Source organism: Variovorax sp. 05T418 (genome assembly GCF_056396385.1).
The window spans coordinates 31835-49576 of the sequence record NZ_JBFTLJ010000027.1; the positions used below are offsets into that span (position 1 = coordinate 31835).

General features: G+C 66.7%; 15 protein-coding genes and 3 tRNA genes. 10 read left to right on the top strand and 8 right to left on the bottom strand.

What is annotated here, in order from left to right:
• The first annotated feature begins 20 nt into the window (after positions 1-20).
• The 7 genes from clpX to AC1DMS_RS30735 all read left to right on the top strand — a co-directional run bounded on the left by clpX (position 21) and on the right by AC1DMS_RS30735 (position 6328).
• Positions 21-1286 (top strand): ATP-dependent Clp protease ATP-binding subunit ClpX, encoded by a 1266-nt coding sequence (gene clpX, locus AC1DMS_RS30705; protein ID WP_012747621.1) that lies wholly within the window; start codon positions 21-23, stop codon positions 1284-1286.
• Between the two features lie 119 nt (positions 1287-1405).
• The gene (lon, locus tag AC1DMS_RS30710) at positions 1406-3847 is read left to right on the top strand and encodes an endopeptidase La (RefSeq protein WP_012747622.1); all 2442 of its coding nucleotides are present in this window, start codon (positions 1406-1408) and stop codon (positions 3845-3847) included.
• 54 nt (positions 3848-3901) lie between these two features.
• A tRNA-Gly gene (locus AC1DMS_RS30715) sits at positions 3902-3977 on the top strand.
• A gap of 64 nt (positions 3978-4041) precedes the next feature.
• Positions 4042-4115: transfer RNA gene (locus AC1DMS_RS30720), tRNA-Cys, on the top strand.
• A gap of 113 nt (positions 4116-4228) precedes the next feature.
• Positions 4229-4320 (top strand) — tRNA-Leu (locus AC1DMS_RS30725).
• Between the two features lie 22 nt (positions 4321-4342).
• A complete protein-coding gene (locus AC1DMS_RS30730) occupies positions 4343-4975 on the top strand; it encodes a DUF6806 family protein (RefSeq protein WP_012747623.1) in 633 nt (210 codons plus the stop codon).
• A gap of 51 nt (positions 4976-5026) precedes the next feature.
• Complete coding sequence (locus AC1DMS_RS30735; RefSeq protein ID WP_012747624.1) at positions 5027-6328, top strand: MFS transporter; 1302 nt, start codon at positions 5027-5029, stop codon at positions 6326-6328.
• Positions 6329-6338: 10 nt separating this feature from the next.
• Here AC1DMS_RS30735 and AC1DMS_RS30740 read toward each other — a convergent pair whose 3' ends face one another.
• From AC1DMS_RS30740 to proV, 6 genes are read right to left on the bottom strand one after another with little or no spacing between them, the layout of a single operon-like run.
• Positions 6339-7121 (bottom strand): PA3715 family protein, encoded by a 783-nt coding sequence (locus tag AC1DMS_RS30740; protein WP_012747625.1) that lies wholly within the window; start codon positions 7119-7121, stop codon positions 6339-6341.
• Positions 7122-7139: 18 nt separating this feature from the next.
• Positions 7140-7949, bottom strand: a complete 810-nt coding sequence (gene murI / locus AC1DMS_RS30745; protein ID WP_012747626.1) for a glutamate racemase — start codon at positions 7947-7949, stop codon at positions 7140-7142.
• Positions 7946-9499, bottom strand: a complete 1554-nt coding sequence (locus AC1DMS_RS30750; RefSeq protein ID WP_012747627.1) for a fumarate hydratase — start codon at positions 9497-9499, stop codon at positions 7946-7948. The genes murI and AC1DMS_RS30750 overlap by 4 nt, the downstream gene beginning before the upstream one ends.
• 58 nt (positions 9500-9557) lie before the next feature.
• Positions 9558-10568 carry a glycine betaine/L-proline ABC transporter substrate-binding protein ProX gene (gene proX, locus AC1DMS_RS30755; RefSeq protein ID WP_012747628.1) on the bottom strand — a complete coding sequence of 337 codons (1011 nt, stop codon included), beginning with the start codon at positions 10566-10568 and terminating at the stop codon, positions 9558-9560.
• Between the two features lie 23 nt (positions 10569-10591).
• Complete coding sequence (gene proW, locus AC1DMS_RS30760; RefSeq protein WP_012747629.1) at positions 10592-11743, bottom strand: glycine betaine/L-proline ABC transporter permease ProW; 1152 nt, start codon at positions 11741-11743, stop codon at positions 10592-10594.
• A 25-nt stretch (positions 11744-11768) separates the two neighbouring features.
• Positions 11769-13022, bottom strand: coding sequence for a glycine betaine/L-proline ABC transporter ATP-binding protein ProV (proV, locus tag AC1DMS_RS30765; protein WP_012747630.1), 1254 nt, complete (start codon positions 13020-13022; stop codon positions 11769-11771).
• A 507-nt stretch (positions 13023-13529) separates the two neighbouring features.
• Here proV and fumC point away from each other — a divergent pair.
• Positions 13530-14927 carry a class II fumarate hydratase gene (gene fumC / locus AC1DMS_RS30770; RefSeq protein WP_012747631.1) on the top strand — a complete coding sequence of 466 codons (1398 nt, stop codon included), beginning with the start codon at positions 13530-13532 and terminating at the stop codon, positions 14925-14927.
• Here fumC and AC1DMS_RS30775 read toward each other — a convergent pair whose 3' ends face one another.
• Positions 14928-15545, bottom strand: coding sequence for an NAD(P)-dependent oxidoreductase (locus AC1DMS_RS30775; RefSeq protein ID WP_012747632.1), 618 nt, complete (start codon positions 15543-15545; stop codon positions 14928-14930). It abuts the gene before it with no gap.
• Between the two features lie 102 nt (positions 15546-15647).
• Between AC1DMS_RS30775 and AC1DMS_RS30780 the strand changes: the two genes are divergently transcribed.
• Positions 15648-16610, top strand: coding sequence for a LysR family transcriptional regulator (locus AC1DMS_RS30780; protein WP_012747633.1), 963 nt, complete (start codon positions 15648-15650; stop codon positions 16608-16610).
• Here the strand turns inward: AC1DMS_RS30780 and AC1DMS_RS30785 are convergent.
• Entirely contained in the window at positions 16570-17208 is a 639-nt protein-coding gene (locus AC1DMS_RS30785) for a YqhA family protein (protein ID WP_012747634.1), read from the bottom strand. The two genes, AC1DMS_RS30780 and AC1DMS_RS30785, sit on opposite strands and share 41 nt — an antisense overlap.
• A 148-nt stretch (positions 17209-17356) precedes the next feature.
• Here AC1DMS_RS30785 and AC1DMS_RS30790 point away from each other — a divergent pair.
• Positions 17357-17742: acetyl-coenzyme A synthetase N-terminal domain-containing protein (locus AC1DMS_RS30790; protein ID WP_478182089.1), on the top strand; the 386-nt coding region annotated here is incomplete at its 3' end.

Below are 17742 nucleotides of genomic sequence, written 5' to 3' on the forward strand. Positions count from 1 at the left end.
CCTTTACGAGGCACCTGTCCATGGCCGAAAAAAAAGGCTCCTCCAGCGAAAAAACGCTTTATTGCTCGTTCTGCGGCAAGAGCCAGCATGAGGTCAAGAAGCTGATCGCGGGCCCTTCGGTCTTCATTTGCGACGAGTGCATCGACCTTTGCAACGAAATCATCCGCGACGAGCTCCCGGCCGGTGAAGAGGCGCGCGAGGCGCGCAGCGACCTGCCCACGCCGCTGGAAATCAAGACCAACCTCGACAACTACGTGATCGGCCAGGAGCCGGCCAAGCGCATGCTGTCGGTGGCGGTCTACAACCACTACAAGCGCCTGCGCCACAAGGAAAAGGCCAAGGGCGACGACGTCGAGCTCAGCAAGAGCAACATCCTCCTGATCGGCCCCACGGGCTCGGGCAAGACGCTGCTCGCGCAAACGCTCGCGCGCATGCTCGACGTGCCCTTCGTGATGGCCGACGCCACCACGCTGACCGAAGCCGGCTACGTGGGCGAGGACGTCGAGAACATCATCCAGAAGCTGCTGCAAAGCTGCAACTACGAAGTCGAGCGCGCCCAGCGCGGCATCGTCTACATCGACGAGATCGACAAGATCTCGCGCAAGTCGGACAACCCGTCCATCACGCGCGACGTGTCGGGGGAGGGCGTGCAGCAGGCGCTGCTCAAGCTCATCGAAGGCACCATGGCCAGCGTGCCGCCACAGGGCGGGCGCAAGCACCCGAACCAGGACTTCCTGCAGATCGACACGACCAACATCCTGTTCATCTGCGGCGGCGCCTTTGCCGGCCTCGAGAAGGTCATCGAGAACCGCACCGAGGCCTCGGGCATCGGCTTCGGCGCCTCGGTCAAGAGCAAGGCGCAGCGCAGCATCACCGAGGTGTTCCGCGAGGTCGAGCCCGAAGACCTGATCAAGTTCGGCCTGATCCCCGAACTGGTGGGCCGCATGCCCGTGGTCGCCTCGCTGGCCGAGCTCAGCGAAGACGCGCTGGTGCAGATCCTGACCGAGCCCAAGAACGCCGTGGTCAAGCAGTTCACCAAGCTGCTGCAGATGGAAGGCGTCGACCTGGAGATCCGTCCCGCGGCGCTCAAGGCCATTGCACGCAAGGCGCTGGCCCGCAAGACCGGCGCGCGGGGCCTGCGTTCGATCCTCGAACAGTCGCTGATCGACACCATGTTCGAGCTGCCGAATGCCACCAACGTCGACAAGGTTGTGGTCGAGGAATCCACAATTGATGAAAACAAGCCGCCGCTGCTCGTGTACCGCGAAGCGGCCAAGAAGGCCTGAGTGAACGCGGCGCCGGCACTTTCCAGCAAGGCGTCCGGCGCCTTCGACAAAGACCGGGTGCACGGGCTTGAAATGCCCGAACACCCATCCATCTTTGCCTGATCAATCAAAGGATATTCATGTCCGGTCATACCCCCCTGCCTGCCGACGCGATCGACCTGCCGCTGCTGCCGCTGCGCGACGTGGTCGTGTTCCCTCACATGGTGATCCCGCTGTTCGTGGGTCGCCCCAAGAGCATCAAGGCGCTCGAACTGGCCATGGAGGCCGAGCGCCGCATCATGCTGGTGGCCCAGAAGGCCGCCGCCAAGGACGAGCCCTCGGTCGAGGACATGTTCGAGGTGGGTTGCGTCTCGACCATCCTGCAGATGCTCAAGCTGCCTGACGGCACCGTGAAGGTGCTGGTCGAAGGCCAGCAGCGCGCCCGCGTGAACCGCATCGACGACGGCGAGACCCACTTCTCGGCCAACGTGACGCCCGTCGAGGCGGCCGCGAGCAGCGAGAAGGGCACCGAGGTCGAGGCGCTGCGCCGTGCCGTGATGCAGCAGTTCGACCAGTACGTCAAGCTCAACAAGAAGATCCCGCCCGAGATCCTCACGTCGATCTCCAGCATCGACGATCCGGGCCGCCTGGCCGACACCATCGCCGCGCACCTGCCGCTCAAGCTCGACAACAAGCAGGCCGTGCTCGACCTGGACGACGTCAAGTCGCGCCTGGAGAACCTGTTCGGCCAGCTCGAGCGCGAGGTCGACATCCTCAACGTCGACAAGAAGATCCGCGGCCGCGTGAAGCGCCAGATGGAAAAGAACCAGCGCGACTTCTATCTCAACGAGCAGGTCAAGGCGATCCAGAAGGAGCTCGGCGAAGGCGAAGAGGGCGCGGACATCGAGGAGATCGAGAAGAAGATCAAGCTCGCCAAGATGCCCAAGGAAGCGCTCAAGAAGGCCGAGGGCGAGCTCAAGAAGCTCAAGCTGATGTCGCCCATGTCGGCCGAGGCCACCGTGGTGCGCAACTACATCGACGTGCTGGTCGGCCTGCCCTGGAGCAAGAAGACCAAGATCAAGCACGACCTGGCCAATGCCGAGGCGGTGCTCAATGCCGACCACTACGGCCTGGAGAAGGTCAAGGACCGCATCCTCGAATATCTCGCGGTGCAGCAGCGCGTCGACAAGGTCAAGGCGCCCATCCTGTGCCTCGTGGGCCCGCCCGGCGTGGGCAAGACCTCGCTCGGGCAGTCGATCGCCAAGGCGACCGGCCGCAAGTACACCCGCATGGCGCTGGGCGGCATGCGCGACGAGGCCGAGATCCGCGGCCACCGCCGCACCTACATCGGCGCACTGCCGGGCAAGGTGCTGCAGGGGCTGAGCAAGATCGGCACGCGCAATCCGCTGTTCCTGCTCGACGAAATCGACAAGCTGGGCACCGACTTCCGCGGCGACCCGTCGAGTGCGCTGCTCGAGGTGCTCGACCCCGAGCAGAACCACACCTTCGGCGACCACTACGTCGAGGTCGACTTCGACCTGTCCGACGTGATGTTCGTCGCCACCTCGAACTCGATGAACATCCCGCCGGCGCTGCTCGACCGGATGGAAGTCATCCGCCTCTCGGGCTACACCGAGGACGAGAAGACCAACATCGCGATCAAGTACCTGCTGCCCAAGCAGATGAAGAACAACGGCGTCAAGGAAGACGAACTGCTCGTCACCGAAGAGGCCGTGCGCGGCATCGTGCGCTACTACACGCGCGAAGCCGGTGTGCGTTCGCTCGAGCGCGAGCTTTCCAAGATCTGCCGCAAGGTGGTCAAGGGCCTGCTGCTCAAGCAGATGACGCCCAAGGTCACGGTGGATGGCTCCAACCTCAACGACTTCCTGGGCGTGCGCAAGTACAGCTTCGGACTGGCCGAGAAGCAGAACCAGGTGGGCCAGGTGGTCGGCCTGGCCTGGACCGAGGTGGGCGGCGACCTGCTCACCATCGAGGCGGTCACCATGCCCGGCAAGGGCGTGATCAGCCGCACCGGATCGCTGGGCGACGTGATGAAGGAATCGGTCGAGGCCGCGCGCACCGTGGTGCGCAGCCGCTCGCGCCGCCTGGGCATCAAGGACGAGGTGTTCGAGAAGCGCGACATCCACATCCACGTGCCCGATGGCGCAACGCCCAAGGACGGCCCGAGCGCGGGTGCGGCCATGACCACGGCCTTCGTGTCGGCGCTCACGGGCATTCCCGTGCGTGCAGACGTTGCCATGACGGGCGAGATCACGCTGCGCGGCGAGGTCACGGCCATCGGCGGCCTGAAGGAAAAGCTGCTGGCCGCATTGCGCGGCGGCATCAAGACCGTGTTGATTCCCGAGGAAAACGCGAAGGACCTGCAGGACATTCCCGAGAACGTGAAGAACGGCCTCGAGATCGTGCCCGTGAAGTGGATCGACAAGGTCCTGGAGATCGCGCTCGAGAAGATGCCCGAGCCGCTGTCGGACGAGGAGGTTGCCGCCTCCGCGGCCGCCGTGGCCGAGCTGGCCAAGCAACGTGCGGGCACGCCGGCTTCAGAGGGTTCCGTCAAACATTGATCGGCAGAACTTGCCGAGCCCCGAAAAAATGTTCTATAATTCAAGGCTCGAAACGCGGGAATAGCTCAGTTGGTAGAGCGCAACCTTGCCAAGGTTGAGGTCGAGAGTTCGAGACTCTTTTCCCGCTCCAGTTTTGAAAAAGGGAAGCACTGCTTCCCTTTTTTTCGCGAATTCGATTTCGTTTTCAGCAGCGTGGCGCGATAGCAAAGCGGTTATGCAACGGATTGCAAATCCGTCTAGCCCGGTTCGACTCCGGGTCGCGCCTCCACCTTCTCCCTCTCTGATCAAGCTCGATCCGCCCTCCACCGAAAAAAACCAGCCCCGCCAACCTGCGTTGCCGGGGCCCGTTTCGTTTGGGTTATCGTCGATGTTCAACCCGAGGCCCGGATGGTGAAATTGGTAGACACATCGGACTTAAAATCCGCCGCTTCCTTAATCGGGGCATACGGGTTCGACCCCCGTTCCGGGCACCACATTTAGACAAGGGAGCACTCCATGCCTCGTTACAACGCTCCATTTGAAATCCATGTGCACGGCGACGTGCCCTTGCGCTCCGACGTCGGCTTCGACCAGATCCAGGAAGCGCTCAAGCCGCTGTGGGCCTACGCAGGCGCCAAGTCGCTGGCCGACGGCGCGACCAGCACCTACGAAGAAGAACCCGGCATCCGCTTCGAGCAGAAGGACCACATGCTCCAGATCTGCTGGACGGTGCCGGGCGACGAAGACTTTCGCCAGGCGCTCGACGAGATGTGCATGGCCCTGAACGAACTGTCCGAGCGCGGCGCCGCCATCGAGGTCACCTTCTACGACACCGACTTCGACGAAGAAGAGGGCGACCCCGACGAAGAGTCGCGCGACGATTTCCTGATGCTGTTCGTCGGCCCCAACCCGGCCGCGATCATGCAGGTGCAGCGCGACCTGCTGGTGGAAGACGTCGTCAACCTGATGGAGCGCCACTTCGATGGCGCCGAGCTCGGCGGCGTGGTGTCCGAGATCGACCGCCTTTTCAGCGACCGCTTCGATGCGCTCGTGAATTCGCTCGAGATCGGCAAGCGCCCGCGGGGCACGGGCGGCAGTGGCAGCGGCGGTGGGCATGGCGGCGGCCGCCGCCCGCGCCACCTGCACTGATCCGATCGGGCCAAGGCTGCGTCCGGCGCCCGGTCGATCATCCGTCGCCGCATGGCGCTGTTTCCGTCATCTGCCCTGAACGCCGGCGTGCGCAAGCGCGAGGTGTTCGGCTGGGCCATGTACGACTTTGCGAATTCCGGCTACACCACGGTCGTCATCACGGCCGTGTTTGCCGCCTACTTCGTGGGCGGCATCGCCAAGGGGGCGCCGTGGGCCGCATTCGCCTGGACTGCGGCGCTCAGCGCGTCCTATGCCGTCGTCATGCTTTCGATGCCCGCGATCGGCGCCTGGGCCGACCGGCGTGCCGCCAAGAAGCGCGTGCTCGCCGTGGCGACGCTGGGCTGCGTACTTGCCACGGCGGCGCTCGCATTCACGCCGAGGTTCTCGGGGGCCATGGGCGTTGCGGTTGCGATGGCGCTGATCATCGTCTCCAACACCTTCTATTCCTACGGCGAGTCGCTGACCGGCGCCTTCCTGCCTGAACTCGCGACCGCCGAGGGCATGGGCAAGGTCAGCGGATGGGGCTGGAGCTTCGGCTACGTCGGCGGCATGCTGGCGCTCGGGCTGTGCCTGGCCTACGTGCTGTCGGCCCAGGCCAAAGGCCTGCCTGCATCGCATTTCGTCCCGGTCACGATGCTGATCACCGCGGCCATCTACGGCGCAGCCGCCTGCGCCACCTTCGCGCTCCTGCCCGAGCGTGCGCAGCCCCGTGCGGCCGGCAGCGCAGTGGGCGCATGGCAGCAATTGCGCGCCACCTTCGGGCAGGCCCGCGCCTACCGCGATTTCATGCAGCTGCTGGTCTGCACCGTCTGCTACCAGGGCGGCGTGGCAGTGGCCATCACGCTCGCCGCCATCTATGCCGAGCAGGTCATCGGCTTCGTGGCGAGCGAGACCATGGTGCTGATCTTCGTGCTCAACATCGCGGCCGCTGTCGGCGCCTTCGGCTTCGGCTACGTGCAGGACCGCATCGGCCACAAGATCTCGCTGGCCGGCACGCTGGTGGCCTGGATCGCGGTCTGCGTGATTGCCGCGATGGCGACCACCAAGGGCACCTTCTGGTGGGCCGCCGCCATTGCAGGGCTTGCGATGGGCTCGAGCCAGTCGGCCGGCCGCGCGATGACGGGCTTCCTGGCGCCGCCGCGGCAGCTTGCGGAGTTCTTCGGGCTCTGGACCTTTGCCACGCGGCTCGCGGGCATCATCGGTCCGCTGATGTTCGGCGCCATCACCTGGGCCGCGGGCGGCAACCAGCGCATTGCGATTCTCTCGACCGCGGCGCTGTTCATTGCGGGGCTGCTGCTGTTGCTGCCGATCGACATGGCGCGCGGCAGGGCGGCCGCGCTGCGCGGCGCCTGAACCGGCCGGCTCAGGGCGGCTGCTGGCGCAGCGACTTGGGCACGCGGTAGCGCTCGCCGTCGTAGCGCAGCGTCACGGCATTGAAGCGCGCGGGCATGGCCTTCTCGGTGCAGCTCTGGTCTTCCTGCATCTGCGCGCGGCCCTGCACCAGCGTGCGCGACAGCTGCAGATCGGCATAGCCGTTGCTCGCCGACTTGCCGACCGAAAGCATGGTGCGAAGCTGCTCGAAGCGGCCGGTGCAACTGCTGTCCCATTCGCCGCTGTCGTGGTCGAGCTCGACTTCCTGCAGCACCTCGCGCAGCTTGCTGCCGTGGTGCACGTAGAGGCGGATGGTTTCGCTGGCCACCGTGCTGCCCGGCGCCGTGCCCCGGTAGCGCACGCGCAGCCCGAAGGCGCGCGTGTCGGACGACAGCACGTAGCGCGAGGTGTCGATGCGGATGTCCTGGATGGCGGTGGCGGCGTCTTCGTCGAGCGCCTCGGGCTGGAAGATGCGGCCGATCACCGTGTCGCGCTCGGTGTTGCCGTTGTCGGGCCGCTGGATCAGCAGCAGCTCCAGGTCGAAGACCTTGGCGCCCGTGCTGCTGGTTTCGCGCGGCACGGGCAGCACCACGATGCTGCGGCCCGGAAAGGCGGGCCAGGGCTTGCAGGCGGCCAGGCGCTCGTCGAGCGGGCGGTTCGGATGGAGCTTGGCATGCATGCGCTCGGCAAGGCCGCTCTCGCAGGCCGCATGGCCGAGGCCTGCTGCCGAGAGGCCGAGCAGCAGCAGGGCGCAGCGCAAGAGACGAAGACGCATGTTGTTGTCGGATCGGCTTCAGGCAGCGGTTGCGGCAGCAGCCGGAGCAGCTTGGGGCTGTTGCAGCCAGTGCGCAGCGGCGGCTTCGAGCACGGCGGCGTCGCCGCTGCCCTGCAGGACCAGCCCGCCTTCGCCGCTGGGCGCGAGGCGGCCGAGCGAAGCCAGCACGCGCCGGGCCTGCTGCGCGACCGGCGCGCCGGTGTCGATGAAGCGCAGCGCGGGCGGCGCATGGCGCTGAAGTTCATTTTTCACGAGTGGGTAGTGGGTGCAGCCGAGCACCACGGTATCGACCTGGCCGGGTCCATCGCCGAGGGGGCCGGCTTCGGCCATGTAGCGGGCGCAGAGTTCGGTGATGGCCGCGGTGTCGAAGCCCTCGATCGCCTTCACGAGCCCGTCGCAGGGCACGGCGCGCACATTGGCTGTTCCTGCGAAGGAGTCGCGCAGCGCCGCGTATTTGGCGCTGGCCAGCGTTCCGCGCGTGGCCATCACCGCGATGTGGCCGGTGCGGCTGGTCGCCACGGCGGGCTTGAGCGCAGGCTCCAGGCCGACGATGGGCAAGGCCGGATGCTCGGCGCGCAGCAGGTGGATCGCGGCCGTGGTGGCCGTGTTGCAGGCCACCACCAGCGCCTTGATGCCGTGCTCGGCCATCAGTTGCTCCGCCACCTTGCGCGAGCGCTCGATCACGTAGGCATCGCCGCGTTCGCCATAGGGCGCGAACGCGGTGTCGGCAAAGTACACGAAGCGCTCGTGCGGCAGCTCGGCGCGCAGCGCGGCCAGCACGCTGAGCCCGCCGACGCCGCTGTCGAAGACGCCGACCGGGTGGTTCAAGCCTCTTCCATCATGATGGTCTTGAACTCGCCGCTCGCAATGCGCTTCTGCCACTCGGCCGGGCCGGTGATGTGCGCGCTGGTGCCGCCGGCATCGACCGCCACCGTCACCGGCATGTCGACCACGTCGAATTCATAGATGGCTTCCATGCCCAGGTCCTCGAAGCCCACCACCTTGGCGGTCTTGATCGCCTTGCTCACGAGGTAGGCGGCGCCGCCCACGGCCATGAGGTAGGCGCTCTTGTGCTTCTTGATGGCATCGATGGCAACCGGGCCGCGCTCGGCCTTGCCGATCATCGCGATCAGGCCGGTCTGGGCCAGCATCATCTCGGTGAAGCCGTCCATGCGCGTGGCGGTGGTCGGGCCGGCCGGGCCCACGGCCTCGCCGCCCACCGGATCGACCGGGCCGACGTAGTAGATGACGCGGTTGGTGAAATCGACTGGCAGCTTCTCGCCCTTGGCCAGCATGTCCTGGATGCGCTTGTGCGCGGCATCGCGGCCGGTGAGCATCTTGCCGTTGAGCAGCAGTGTGTCTCCGGGCTTCCAGCTGGCCACTTCGGCGGGCGTGAGCTTGTCGAGGTCGACGCGCTTGCTCTTCTTTTCGTCGGGTGCCCAGTTGACGTCGGGCCAGAGGTCGAGCGAGGGCGGGTCGAGGTAGACCGCGCCGCTGCCGTCCATCACGAAGTGCGCATGCCGCGTGGCCGCGCAGTTGGGGATCATTGCCACGGGCTTGCTGGCCGCGTGCGTCGGATACATCTTGATCTTGATGTCCAGCACGGTGGCCAGGCCGCCCAGGCCTTGCGCGCCGATGCCCAGCGCATTGACCTTCTCGTACAGCTCGATGCGCAGCGCCTCGACCTTGCTCAGTTCCGCGCCCGAGGCCTTCTTGGCCTGCAGCTCGTGCATGTCGAGGTCGTCCATCAGGCTTTCCTTGGCCATCAGCGCGGCCTTCTCGGCCGTGCCGCCGATGCCGATGCCCAGCATGCCCGGCGGGCACCAGCCGGCGCCCATGGTCGGCACGGTCTTGAGCACCCAGTCGACCACGCTGTCGCCGGGGTTCAGCATCACGAGCTTGCTCTTGTTCTCGCTGCCGCCGCCCTTGGCTGCGACCGTCACCTCGACGGTGTTGCCCGGGACGATCTCGGTGAAGATCACCGCGGGCGTGTTGTCCTTGGTGTTCTTGCGGTCGAACTGCGGATCGGCCACGACCGAGGCGCGCAGCGTGTTGTCGGGATGGTTGTAGCCGCGGCGCACGCCTTCGTTGATGGCGTCGTCCAGGCTGCCGGTGAAGCCGCCCCAGCGCACGTCCATGCCCACCTTGAGGAACACGTTGACGATGCCGGTGTCCTGGCAGATCGGGCGGTGGCCCGTGGCGCTCATCTTGCTGTTGGTGAGGATCTGCGCGATGGCGTCCTTGGCGGCGGGGCTTTGCTCGCGCTCGTAGGCCTTGGCCAAGTGGGCGATGTAGTCGGCGGGATGGTAGTAGCTGATGTACTGCAGCGCGGCGCTGATCGATTCGATCAGGTCGGCCTGCTGGATCGTGGTCGTCATGGTGGGGGGTGTTTTTTGGAGTGTGGAAACGCCCCCCGATTATCTCAGCCGCCGCGTTCTACCTTGCGGCGGCCCGGGCTTGCTCGATCCAGCCATCGAACAGCGGCCGGTGCGCCCGGATCCAGCCGTCAGTGTGGCGCTCCAGGTCTTGCTGCGTGTTGGCGCCCTGGCTCATGCGCAGGTTCTGGGCGTTGATGTCGCCGATCGGCAGTTTCATCACCTCGAACAGCCGGCCGGCGGCCGGGTTTTTCTCGACGAAGGCCCGGTTGGCGACGATCTGCTCCTGGTTGGCCTGGAAGCCGTAGTTCTTGCCGTTGGGAAGCTGCGTGTCCGCGTTGCCGCCCTGGGAGGACGAGAAGGGCACCTGCAGCCACACCACGTCCGCACCGGGCCGCAGCACCGCGCTGACCCAGTAGGGCGTCCAGGTGTAGTACAGCACCGGCTTGTCCTGCTTGAAGCGGGCGATGGTGTCGGCCATCAGCGCGGCATAGCTGCCCTGCTTGTGCGTGACGGTGTCGCGCAGCTGGTAGGCCGTCAGGTGGTTCTCGATCGCCAGTTCGCAGCCCCAGCCGGGGTTGCAGCCCGTCAGGTCGGCCTTGCCGTCGCCGTCGGCATCGAACAGCCTGGCGATGGCCGGGTCTTTCAGCTGCGCGATGCTGCGGATGTTGTACTGCTCGGCCGTCTTGCGGTCGATCAGGTAGCCCTGCACCGCGCCGTCCGAGTACACGCCCTTGCGCCACAGCTTGGCGTCGCCGCCGCTGTTCTTGTAGAAGTCGGCGTGCAGCAGGCTCCAGTGGTTGGCCATGAAGGTGGCGTCGCCATTGGCGATGGCCAGGTGCTCGGTGGCGGGTTCGAGGTCCTTCATGGGCTCCACCGTGTAGCCGAGCTTCTCGAGCGCGCGCATCACGAGCAGCGTCTGGAACGCCTCTTCGGCGAGCGAGCTCTTGAGCGGCTGCACGGTGACGCCCTGGCCGGGCAGGTCATTGGCGGCCTGTGCGCCCATGCCGAAGGCGGCGAAACCGAGGGCCAGCAGGCCGCGGGCAAGGATGAGACGGGTTCTTTTCTTCATGCGTTGATTTCCTGCGTGACGGCTCATTGCGCTTGCGTGGCGAGGGCGGGAACGGGCTCGTTCGCACCGTCACCGCGGGGCGGCGTACCCACGAGGCGCTGCAGCAGGCGCAGCGCCAGGCCGGCCGGCCCGGTGTGCCACCAGCGGCGCCCGGCGCTGCGGCGCGACTTGCCCATGGCCTGCGTGAGCCGGTCGAGCGAGATCGCCAGCAGCACGATGCCCAGGCCGCCCACGGTCGCGAGGCCCATGTCGAGCCGGCCGATGCCGCGCAGCACCATCTGGCCCAGGCCGCCGACGGCGATCATCGAGGCGATCACCACCATCGACAGCGACAGCATCAGCGCCTGGTTGATGCCCGCCATGATCGAAGGCATGGCCAGCGGCAGCTGCACCTTCACGAGCATCTGCCAGGGCGAGGCGCCGTAGGCGCGCGCGGCCTCGATCAGGTCGGGCCGCACCTGGCGCAGGCCCAGGTTGGTCAGGCGCACCAGCGGCGCCAGCGCGAAGATGATGGTCACGATCACGCCCGGCACGTTGCCGATGCCGAACAGCATCACCACCGGCACCAGGTAGACGAAGGCGGGCGTGGTCTGCATCGCGTCGAGCACCGGGCGCATGAGGCGCTGCGCGCGGTCGCTGCTGGCCAGCAGCACGCCGAGCGGCAGGCCGATGATCATGCAGAACACCAGCGAGGTCAGCACCAGCGACAGCGTCACCATCGCCTCGGGCCAGATGCCCAGCATGGCCACGAGCAGCAGCGCCGCCGTGGTGCCGATGGCCAGCGCACGGCCGGCGAACTGCCAGGCGAAGAGGCCGATCAGCGCGATCATCGCGAGCGTCGGCAGGCCGGTCAGCAGGCCCTGGACCCAGTTCAGCGTGCTGTCGATGGGCAGGCGCAGGGTCTGGAAGAAGGGGCGGAAATGCTCGACCACCCAGCCGAGGCCCTGGTTGATCCAGGATTCGACGGGCAGGGAGCCGTCCCACAGGCGGTGCAGCTGCAAGCCGCTGGCCGTGGCATCGGCCGAGCCGGCCAGCTGGTGGGCCGCGTCGGCGGGCGCATCGAGCCAGGCGCTGGTGGCCGAGGTGTCGGGCGCGGCAGAGAGCGCTTCCCACGGATCGGCGAAGGCGGGAGTTGCGGGCGTGCTCAGGTCGGAAGGAAGTGTGTTGTCGTTCATCGTTCAGGGGGCCTTCGTGAATTCTTCAGTGCGGCTCGGCGGCGAGCGCGGGTGCGGCGTTGGGCAGGACGGGCTCGATCGGCGGCGTGTCGCGGTCGAGGAACTTGAGCAGCGTCGTCTTGCTGATCGCACCGCAGAAGCGGCCATCGTTCGCCACCACCGGCAGCGCGCACGGCGCCTGCGCGAGCTGGCCGATCAGGCCTGCCACCGGGGCTTCGGCATCGATGCGCGGCAGGTCGCCAATGAATGCGTGCTGCAGCCCCAGCGAGCCTGAATGCCCGTCGAGCGCGCCGCGCAGCGTGTCCGCCGACACCACGCCGAGGAAGCGCTTGTTCGGGCTCGTCACGTAGGCGAAGTCGCGGTCCTGGTCTTCGAGCAGCTTGAGCGCCGCGCGCGCACCGCGCTCGGGGTGCTCGCACACCACCGTGAGCGACTTGCGCGCGATGTCCGCCGCCTTGAACACAGCCGCCGCATCGACGCCGCGCACGAAGCTGCGCACGTAGTCGTCGGCCGGGCTGCGCAGGATCTCGTCGGGCGTGCCGACCTGGATCACCTGGCCGTCCTTCATGATCGCGATGCGGTCGCCGATGCGCATGGCCTCGTCGAGGTCGTGCGAGATGAAGACGATGGTGCGCCGCTGCTCCTTCTGCAGCCGCAGCAGCTCCGACTGCATCTCGGTGCGGATGATCGGGTCGAGCGCCGAGAAGGCCTCGTCCATCAAGAGGATCGACGGGTCCGAGGCCAGCGCGCGCGCCAGGCCCACGCGCTGCTGCATGCCGCCCGAGAGCTCGTCGGGATAGCTGTCGCCCCAGCCCGCGAGGCCCACCTGCGCGAGCGCCAGGTCGGCCTGCGCGAGGCGTTCCTTCTTGCTCGTGCCCGACAGTTCGAGGCCGAAGGCGGTGTTCTCGCGCACCGTCATGTGCGGCATCAGCGCGAAGGACTGGAACACCATGCTGATGTCCTTGCGGCGCAGCGCGCGCAGCCTGGCGTCGGAGTGCTCGTTGATGTCCGCGCCGTCGATCACGATGCGGCCTGCGGTCGGCTCGATCAGCCGGTTCAGCAGGCGCACCAACGTCGACTTGCCCGAACCCGAGAGGCCCATGATGACGAAGATCTCGCCGGCCTGGATCTCGAAGGTGGCATCGAACACGCCGATCGACTGGCCCGTTTGCGCAAGGATCTCCTTCTTCGAAAAACCTTGGCGCACGAGTTCGAGCGCCTGTTCGGGCGCGTCGCCGAACACCTTGAAGACATGGTCGATGAGAATTCCTTTGGCCATACGCCGGGGCTCCTTGTGTGAAGGTTGGACACAGCGCCGCTGCGACAAAGCGCGAAGCGGCAACGGTCACGCCATCAGCCGACAGGCTGCGAACACAGAGCGCGAGCGAACGCGTGCAATGGCCCGGCGAGCCCTGGAGGCTGCCGACAGGCACTGAAGACGACGTGGCGACGAAACCAGTGCCCGCCGAAAGGTGGCGTGGCAGTGGGGCCGGAACGATCCGGCCGGTTCGCCGGACAGGGCCCGGCGGGGAGAACCTCGCACCGCGACGGGATTCGGAGATCCGCGAGTAGTGCAGGGCCGACCAACCATGATTTACATGACTTGTTGGTCGTCTGAAGCCCACGATTATAACTTTTTGACATGACGCGAGTCAACCCGACGGGCGTAACGTGATGTCGGCGGCGGCTCAATGGCCCCGTCAGATGCGAGCTATTCTTGTTGGCCGATACTCGGGCCCGCGCCCGATCAGGCGGCGCGACCATCCATGACTGCGGAGTTTTTCTCATGACGACTTCCCCCAAGACCCGTGCCGAGCGCGATACCTTCGGACCGATCGACGTGCCGGCCGACAAGCTGTGGGGTGCGCAGACGCAGCGCTCGCTGCAGAACTTCGACATCTCCGGCGAGCAGCAGCCGCGCGAGATCATCAAGGCGCTGGCGCAGGTCAAGCGCGCCTCGGCCGTGGTCAACCACGCGCTGGGCCTGCAGGACGAGAAAAAAACCAAGGCCATCGTGGCCGCGGCCGACGAGGTCATTGCCGGCAAGCATCCGGGCGAGTTTCCGCTGGTGGTCTGGCAGACCGGCTCGGGCACGCAGACCAACATGAACGTCAACGAGGTGCTGGCCAACCGCGCGAGCGAACTGCTCGGCGGCGAGCGCGGGGAAGGGCGCCTCGTGCACCCGAACGACGACGTGAACCGCAGCCAGTCGAGCAACGACGTGTTCCCCACCGCCATGCACGTGGCGGCCGTCGAGGCCATCACGCACAAGCTGCTGCCGGCCATCGCCAGGCTGCGCAGCACGCTCGAGCAGAAGTCGAAGGACTTTGCCGACATCGTGAAGATCGGCCGCACCCACCTGCAGGACGCCACGCCGCTCACGCTGGGCCAGGAGTTCTCGGGCTATGTGGCGCAGCTCGCGCATGGCGAGGCGCATGTGCGCGCCGCGCTGCCGCACCTGTGCGAACTGGCGCTGGGCGGCACGGCCGTCGGCACCGGGCTCAATGCGCCCAAGGGCTATGCCGAGCAGGTGGCGGCCGAGCTGGCCAAGCTCACGGGCCTGCCGTTCGTGACCGCGCCCAACAAGTTCGAAGCCATGGCCAGCGTCGATGCGCTGGTGCATGCCCACGGCGCGCTCAAGACACTTGCCGCCAGCATGAACAAGATTGCCAACGACGTGCGCTGGCTCGCGAGCGGCCCGCGCAGCGGCATCGGCGAACTCAGCATTCCAGAGAACGAACCGGGCTCTTCGATCATGCCGGGCAAGGTCAACCCGACACAGAGCGAAGCCGTCACGATGCTGGCCGCGCAGGTGTTCGGCAACGACGTGGCCATCAACATCGGCGGCGCCTCGGGCAACTTCGAACTGAATGTGTTCCGCCCGATGGTGGCGCACAACTTCCTGCAGAGCGTGCGCCTGCTGGCCGACGGCATGGTGAGCTTCAACGACCACTGCGCCGTGGGCATCGAGCCGAACCGCGAACGCATCACCGAGCTGGTGCAGCGTTCGCTGATGCTGGTGACGGCGCTCAACACGCACATCGGCTACGACAAGTCGGCCTACATCGCGAAGAAGGCGCACAAGGAAGGCACCAGCCTGCGCGAGGCCGCGATTGCTTCGGGCCACCTCACGGCCGAGCAGTTCGACCAGTGGGTGGTGCCGGAGAACATGACCGGCCGTTGATCAGTACCCGATGGTGTAGCGCTGGCGCGAGTGCGCCGGTTTTTCGAGCTCGTCGATGAACGCGATCGCGTAGTCCTCGAAGGTGATCCAGCTGCGCCCCTCGGCGCTCACGAGCAGGTCGTCCTTGCCCAGGCGGAACTTGCCCGTGCGCTCGCCTTCGACGAACTCGGCCGAGGGCGAGAGAAAAGTCCAGTCGAGTTCCTTCTCGTTGCGCAGCGCCTCCAGGAACACGCCGCCGGCTGTGGCCTCGGCCTTGTAGGCCTCGGGGAAGTTCGGCGTGTCGATCACCTTCAGGCCCGGCGCCGCGAACAGGCTGCCGGCGCCGCCGACCACCAGCAGGCGCTTCACGCCTGCGCGCTTGGCCGGCTCGATGATGGCCGCGGGCGGCACGGTGGAGAAGTGCGCGGCGCTGAAGACGGCGTCGTGGCCGGCCAGTGCCTTTTCGAGCGCGGCGCTGTCGAGCACGTCGAGGTCGATGGCCTTCACGTTGGTGCGGCCCGAGAGTTTTTCGCTCGCCTTGCGCGCGATGGCCGTCACGGTGTGGCCGCGGCGCAGGGCCTCTTCGAGAAGGCGGCCGCCGGCGCGTCCGGTGGCGCCGATGATGGCGATGTGGCTCATTGGATGGCTCCAGAAAGTGGTTGGGATGAAGCGCATCTTAGGTTTCTGCTTTCGAAAGAAATACCTCGAATTGCGCGCTTGTTTATTCCTAAAATCGTTCGAATGGACCGATTGAATGCAATGCGCGTGTTCGTCACCGTGGTGGATTCGGGCAGCCTTTCGGCCGCGGCCGACAAGCTCGACCTCTCGCGCCCGGTGGTCACGCGCTACGTGGCCGAACTCGAGCAATGGACGGGTGCGCGCCTCTTGCACCGCACGACGCGCCGGCTGAGCCTCACGGCGGCGGGCGAGGAACTGCTGCCGCGCTGCCGCCAGGTGCTCGAGCTCGCGGGCGACATGCAGGAGGCCGTGCGGCAGCCGGCCGAGGCGCCGCGCGGCCAGCTGCGCATCACGGCCAGCACCTCGTTCGCACAGGCGCAGCTGGCCGATGCCGTGGCCGACTACGTGCGGCTCCATCCCGGCGTGGCGGTCGACCTGGTGCTGCTGGACCGGGCGGTGAACCTGGTGGACGAGCGCATCGACCTGGCGATCCGCGTGGCGGTGGAGATCGATCCCAACCTGATTGCGCGGCGGCTCACCGATTGCCGCTCGGTGGTGTGCGCATCACCCGGCTACCTGAAGGAGCACGGGCAGCCGCTGCGCGTGGAGGAGCTGGCCCAGCGCAACTGCCTCACGCACTCGTACTTCGGGCGCAGCCTCTGGAATTTCACGCGCAGGGAAGACGGCACGCCCGTGTCGGTGGCCGTGGGCGGCAACGTGTCGACCAACGATGCCGCGAGCCTGATGCACCTGGCGCGGGCCGGGGCCGGCATCGCGATGCTGCCGACCTACCTGACCGCCGGCCTGCTGCAGGCCGGCGAACTGGTGCGGCTGTTCCCGGAGTTCGAGCCGCAGGTGGTCGGCATGTATGCGGTGTATGCCTCGCGCAAGCACATGCCGGCCACGCTGCGCACAATGCTCGACTTTCTTGCCAGGCGTTTTACCGGCGTGCCCGCCTGGGACCTGCCGCAGGCAGGCCCGGCGCTCAGTGCGAACCGCCGCCCTGCGGCACGGCGGGCGCCATGAGCCTGTCGGTGTAGGCGATGGCCATGGCCGAGAACAGGAAGGCGATGTGGATCACGGTCTGCGCAATCAGCACGCGGTCGGTGTAGTTGTCCGCGTTGATGAAGGTCTTCAGCAGGTGGATCGAGCTGATGCCGATGATGGCGGTGGCCAGCTTGACCTTGAGCACCGAGGCGTTCACATGGCTCAGCCACTCGGGCTGGTCGCGGTGGCCTTCGAGGTCCATGCGGCTCACGAAGGTTTCGTAGCCGCCCACGATCACCATGATCAGCAGGTTGGAGATCATCACCACGTCGATCAGCGCCAGCACCACCAGCATGATCACTGTTTCGTTGAGCGTGCCCACCGGCGCGGTGGTCTTGTAGCCGATGCTGGTGATCAGCGCCTGCAGCGCGTCCTTGCTGCCGAAGGCCGCCTCCACCAGGTGCAGCAGCTCGACCAGGAAGTGCACCACGTACACCGCCTGCGCCACGATCAGCCCCAGGTAGAGCGGCAGCTGCAGCCAGCGGCTCGCGAAAATCAGCTTGGGCAGCGGCCGCAGCGGCGAGCCGCGGGCTGGAACAGGCGTATTCGGGCGGTCGAAGGATTCGGGTGCGGACATGGAGAGGATGGTTGGAAACGACCGGCGATTCTAGAGGTGCCCCCATGTCCGACTCGTGATAACCCTGCGAACTAACATCGCAACCGTCAGTGGCCCGTAAGTGGGCCCGCCGACATTACGGCCGCACCTAGATCAAGGAGACAAGAAAATGAGCAGCAGCGCATCGAAGAACATCGAATCCGTCCTGGTCGAGAACCGCGTGTTCCCYCCYGACGCCCGCGCCAGCGCTGGCGCGCGCATTGCCGGCATGGCCGCCTACGAGGCCCTGTGCCAGGARGCCGAACAGGACTTCGAAGGCTTCTGGAGCCGCCTGGCGCGCGAGAACCTGAGCTGGACCCARCCCTTCACGAAGACACTCGACGAATCCAASGCSCCSTTCTACSARTGGTTCGGCGACGGCGAACTCAACGCCAGCGCCAACTGCCTGGACCGCCACATCGGCACCCCCGTCGAACACAAGACCGCCATCGTCTTCGAAGCCGACGACGGCGCCGTCACCCGCGTCAGCTACAAGGAACTGCTCGCCCGCGTGAG

What these genes read in the sequence shown, in the direction of transcription:
- clpX (WP_012747621.1), top strand. Translation starts at nt 21, where the DNA reads ATGGCCGAAAAAAAAGGCTCCTCCAGCGAAAAAACGCTTTATTGCTCG.
- lon (WP_012747622.1), top strand. Translation starts at nt 1,406, where the DNA reads ATGTCCGGTCATACCCCCCTGCCTGCCGACGCGATCGACCTGCCGCTG.
- AC1DMS_RS30730 (WP_012747623.1), top strand. Translation starts at nt 4,343, where the DNA reads ATGCCTCGTTACAACGCTCCATTTGAAATCCATGTGCACGGCGACGTG.
- AC1DMS_RS30735 (WP_012747624.1), top strand. Translation starts at nt 5,027, where the DNA reads ATGGCGCTGTTTCCGTCATCTGCCCTGAACGCCGGCGTGCGCAAGCGC.
- AC1DMS_RS30740 (WP_012747625.1), bottom strand. Translation starts at nt 7,121, where the DNA reads ATGCGTCTTCGTCTCTTGCGCTGCGCCCTGCTGCTGCTCGGCCTCTCG.
- AC1DMS_RS30750 (WP_012747627.1), bottom strand. Translation starts at nt 9,499, where the DNA reads ATGACGACCACGATCCAGCAGGCCGACCTGATCGAATCGATCAGCGCC.
- proX (WP_012747628.1), bottom strand. Translation starts at nt 10,568, where the DNA reads ATGAAGAAAAGAACCCGTCTCATCCTTGCCCGCGGCCTGCTGGCCCTC.
- proW (WP_012747629.1), bottom strand. Translation starts at nt 11,743, where the DNA reads ATGAACGACAACACACTTCCTTCCGACCTGAGCACGCCCGCAACTCCC.
- proV (WP_012747630.1), bottom strand. Translation starts at nt 13,022, where the DNA reads ATGGCCAAAGGAATTCTCATCGACCATGTCTTCAAGGTGTTCGGCGAC.
- fumC (WP_012747631.1), top strand. Translation starts at nt 13,530, where the DNA reads ATGACGACTTCCCCCAAGACCCGTGCCGAGCGCGATACCTTCGGACCG.
- AC1DMS_RS30775 (WP_012747632.1), bottom strand. Translation starts at nt 15,545, where the DNA reads ATGAGCCACATCGCCATCATCGGCGCCACCGGACGCGCCGGCGGCCGC.
- AC1DMS_RS30780 (WP_012747633.1), top strand. Translation starts at nt 15,648, where the DNA reads ATGGACCGATTGAATGCAATGCGCGTGTTCGTCACCGTGGTGGATTCG.
- AC1DMS_RS30785 (WP_012747634.1), bottom strand. Translation starts at nt 17,208, where the DNA reads ATGTCCGCACCCGAATCCTTCGACCGCCCGAATACGCCTGTTCCAGCC.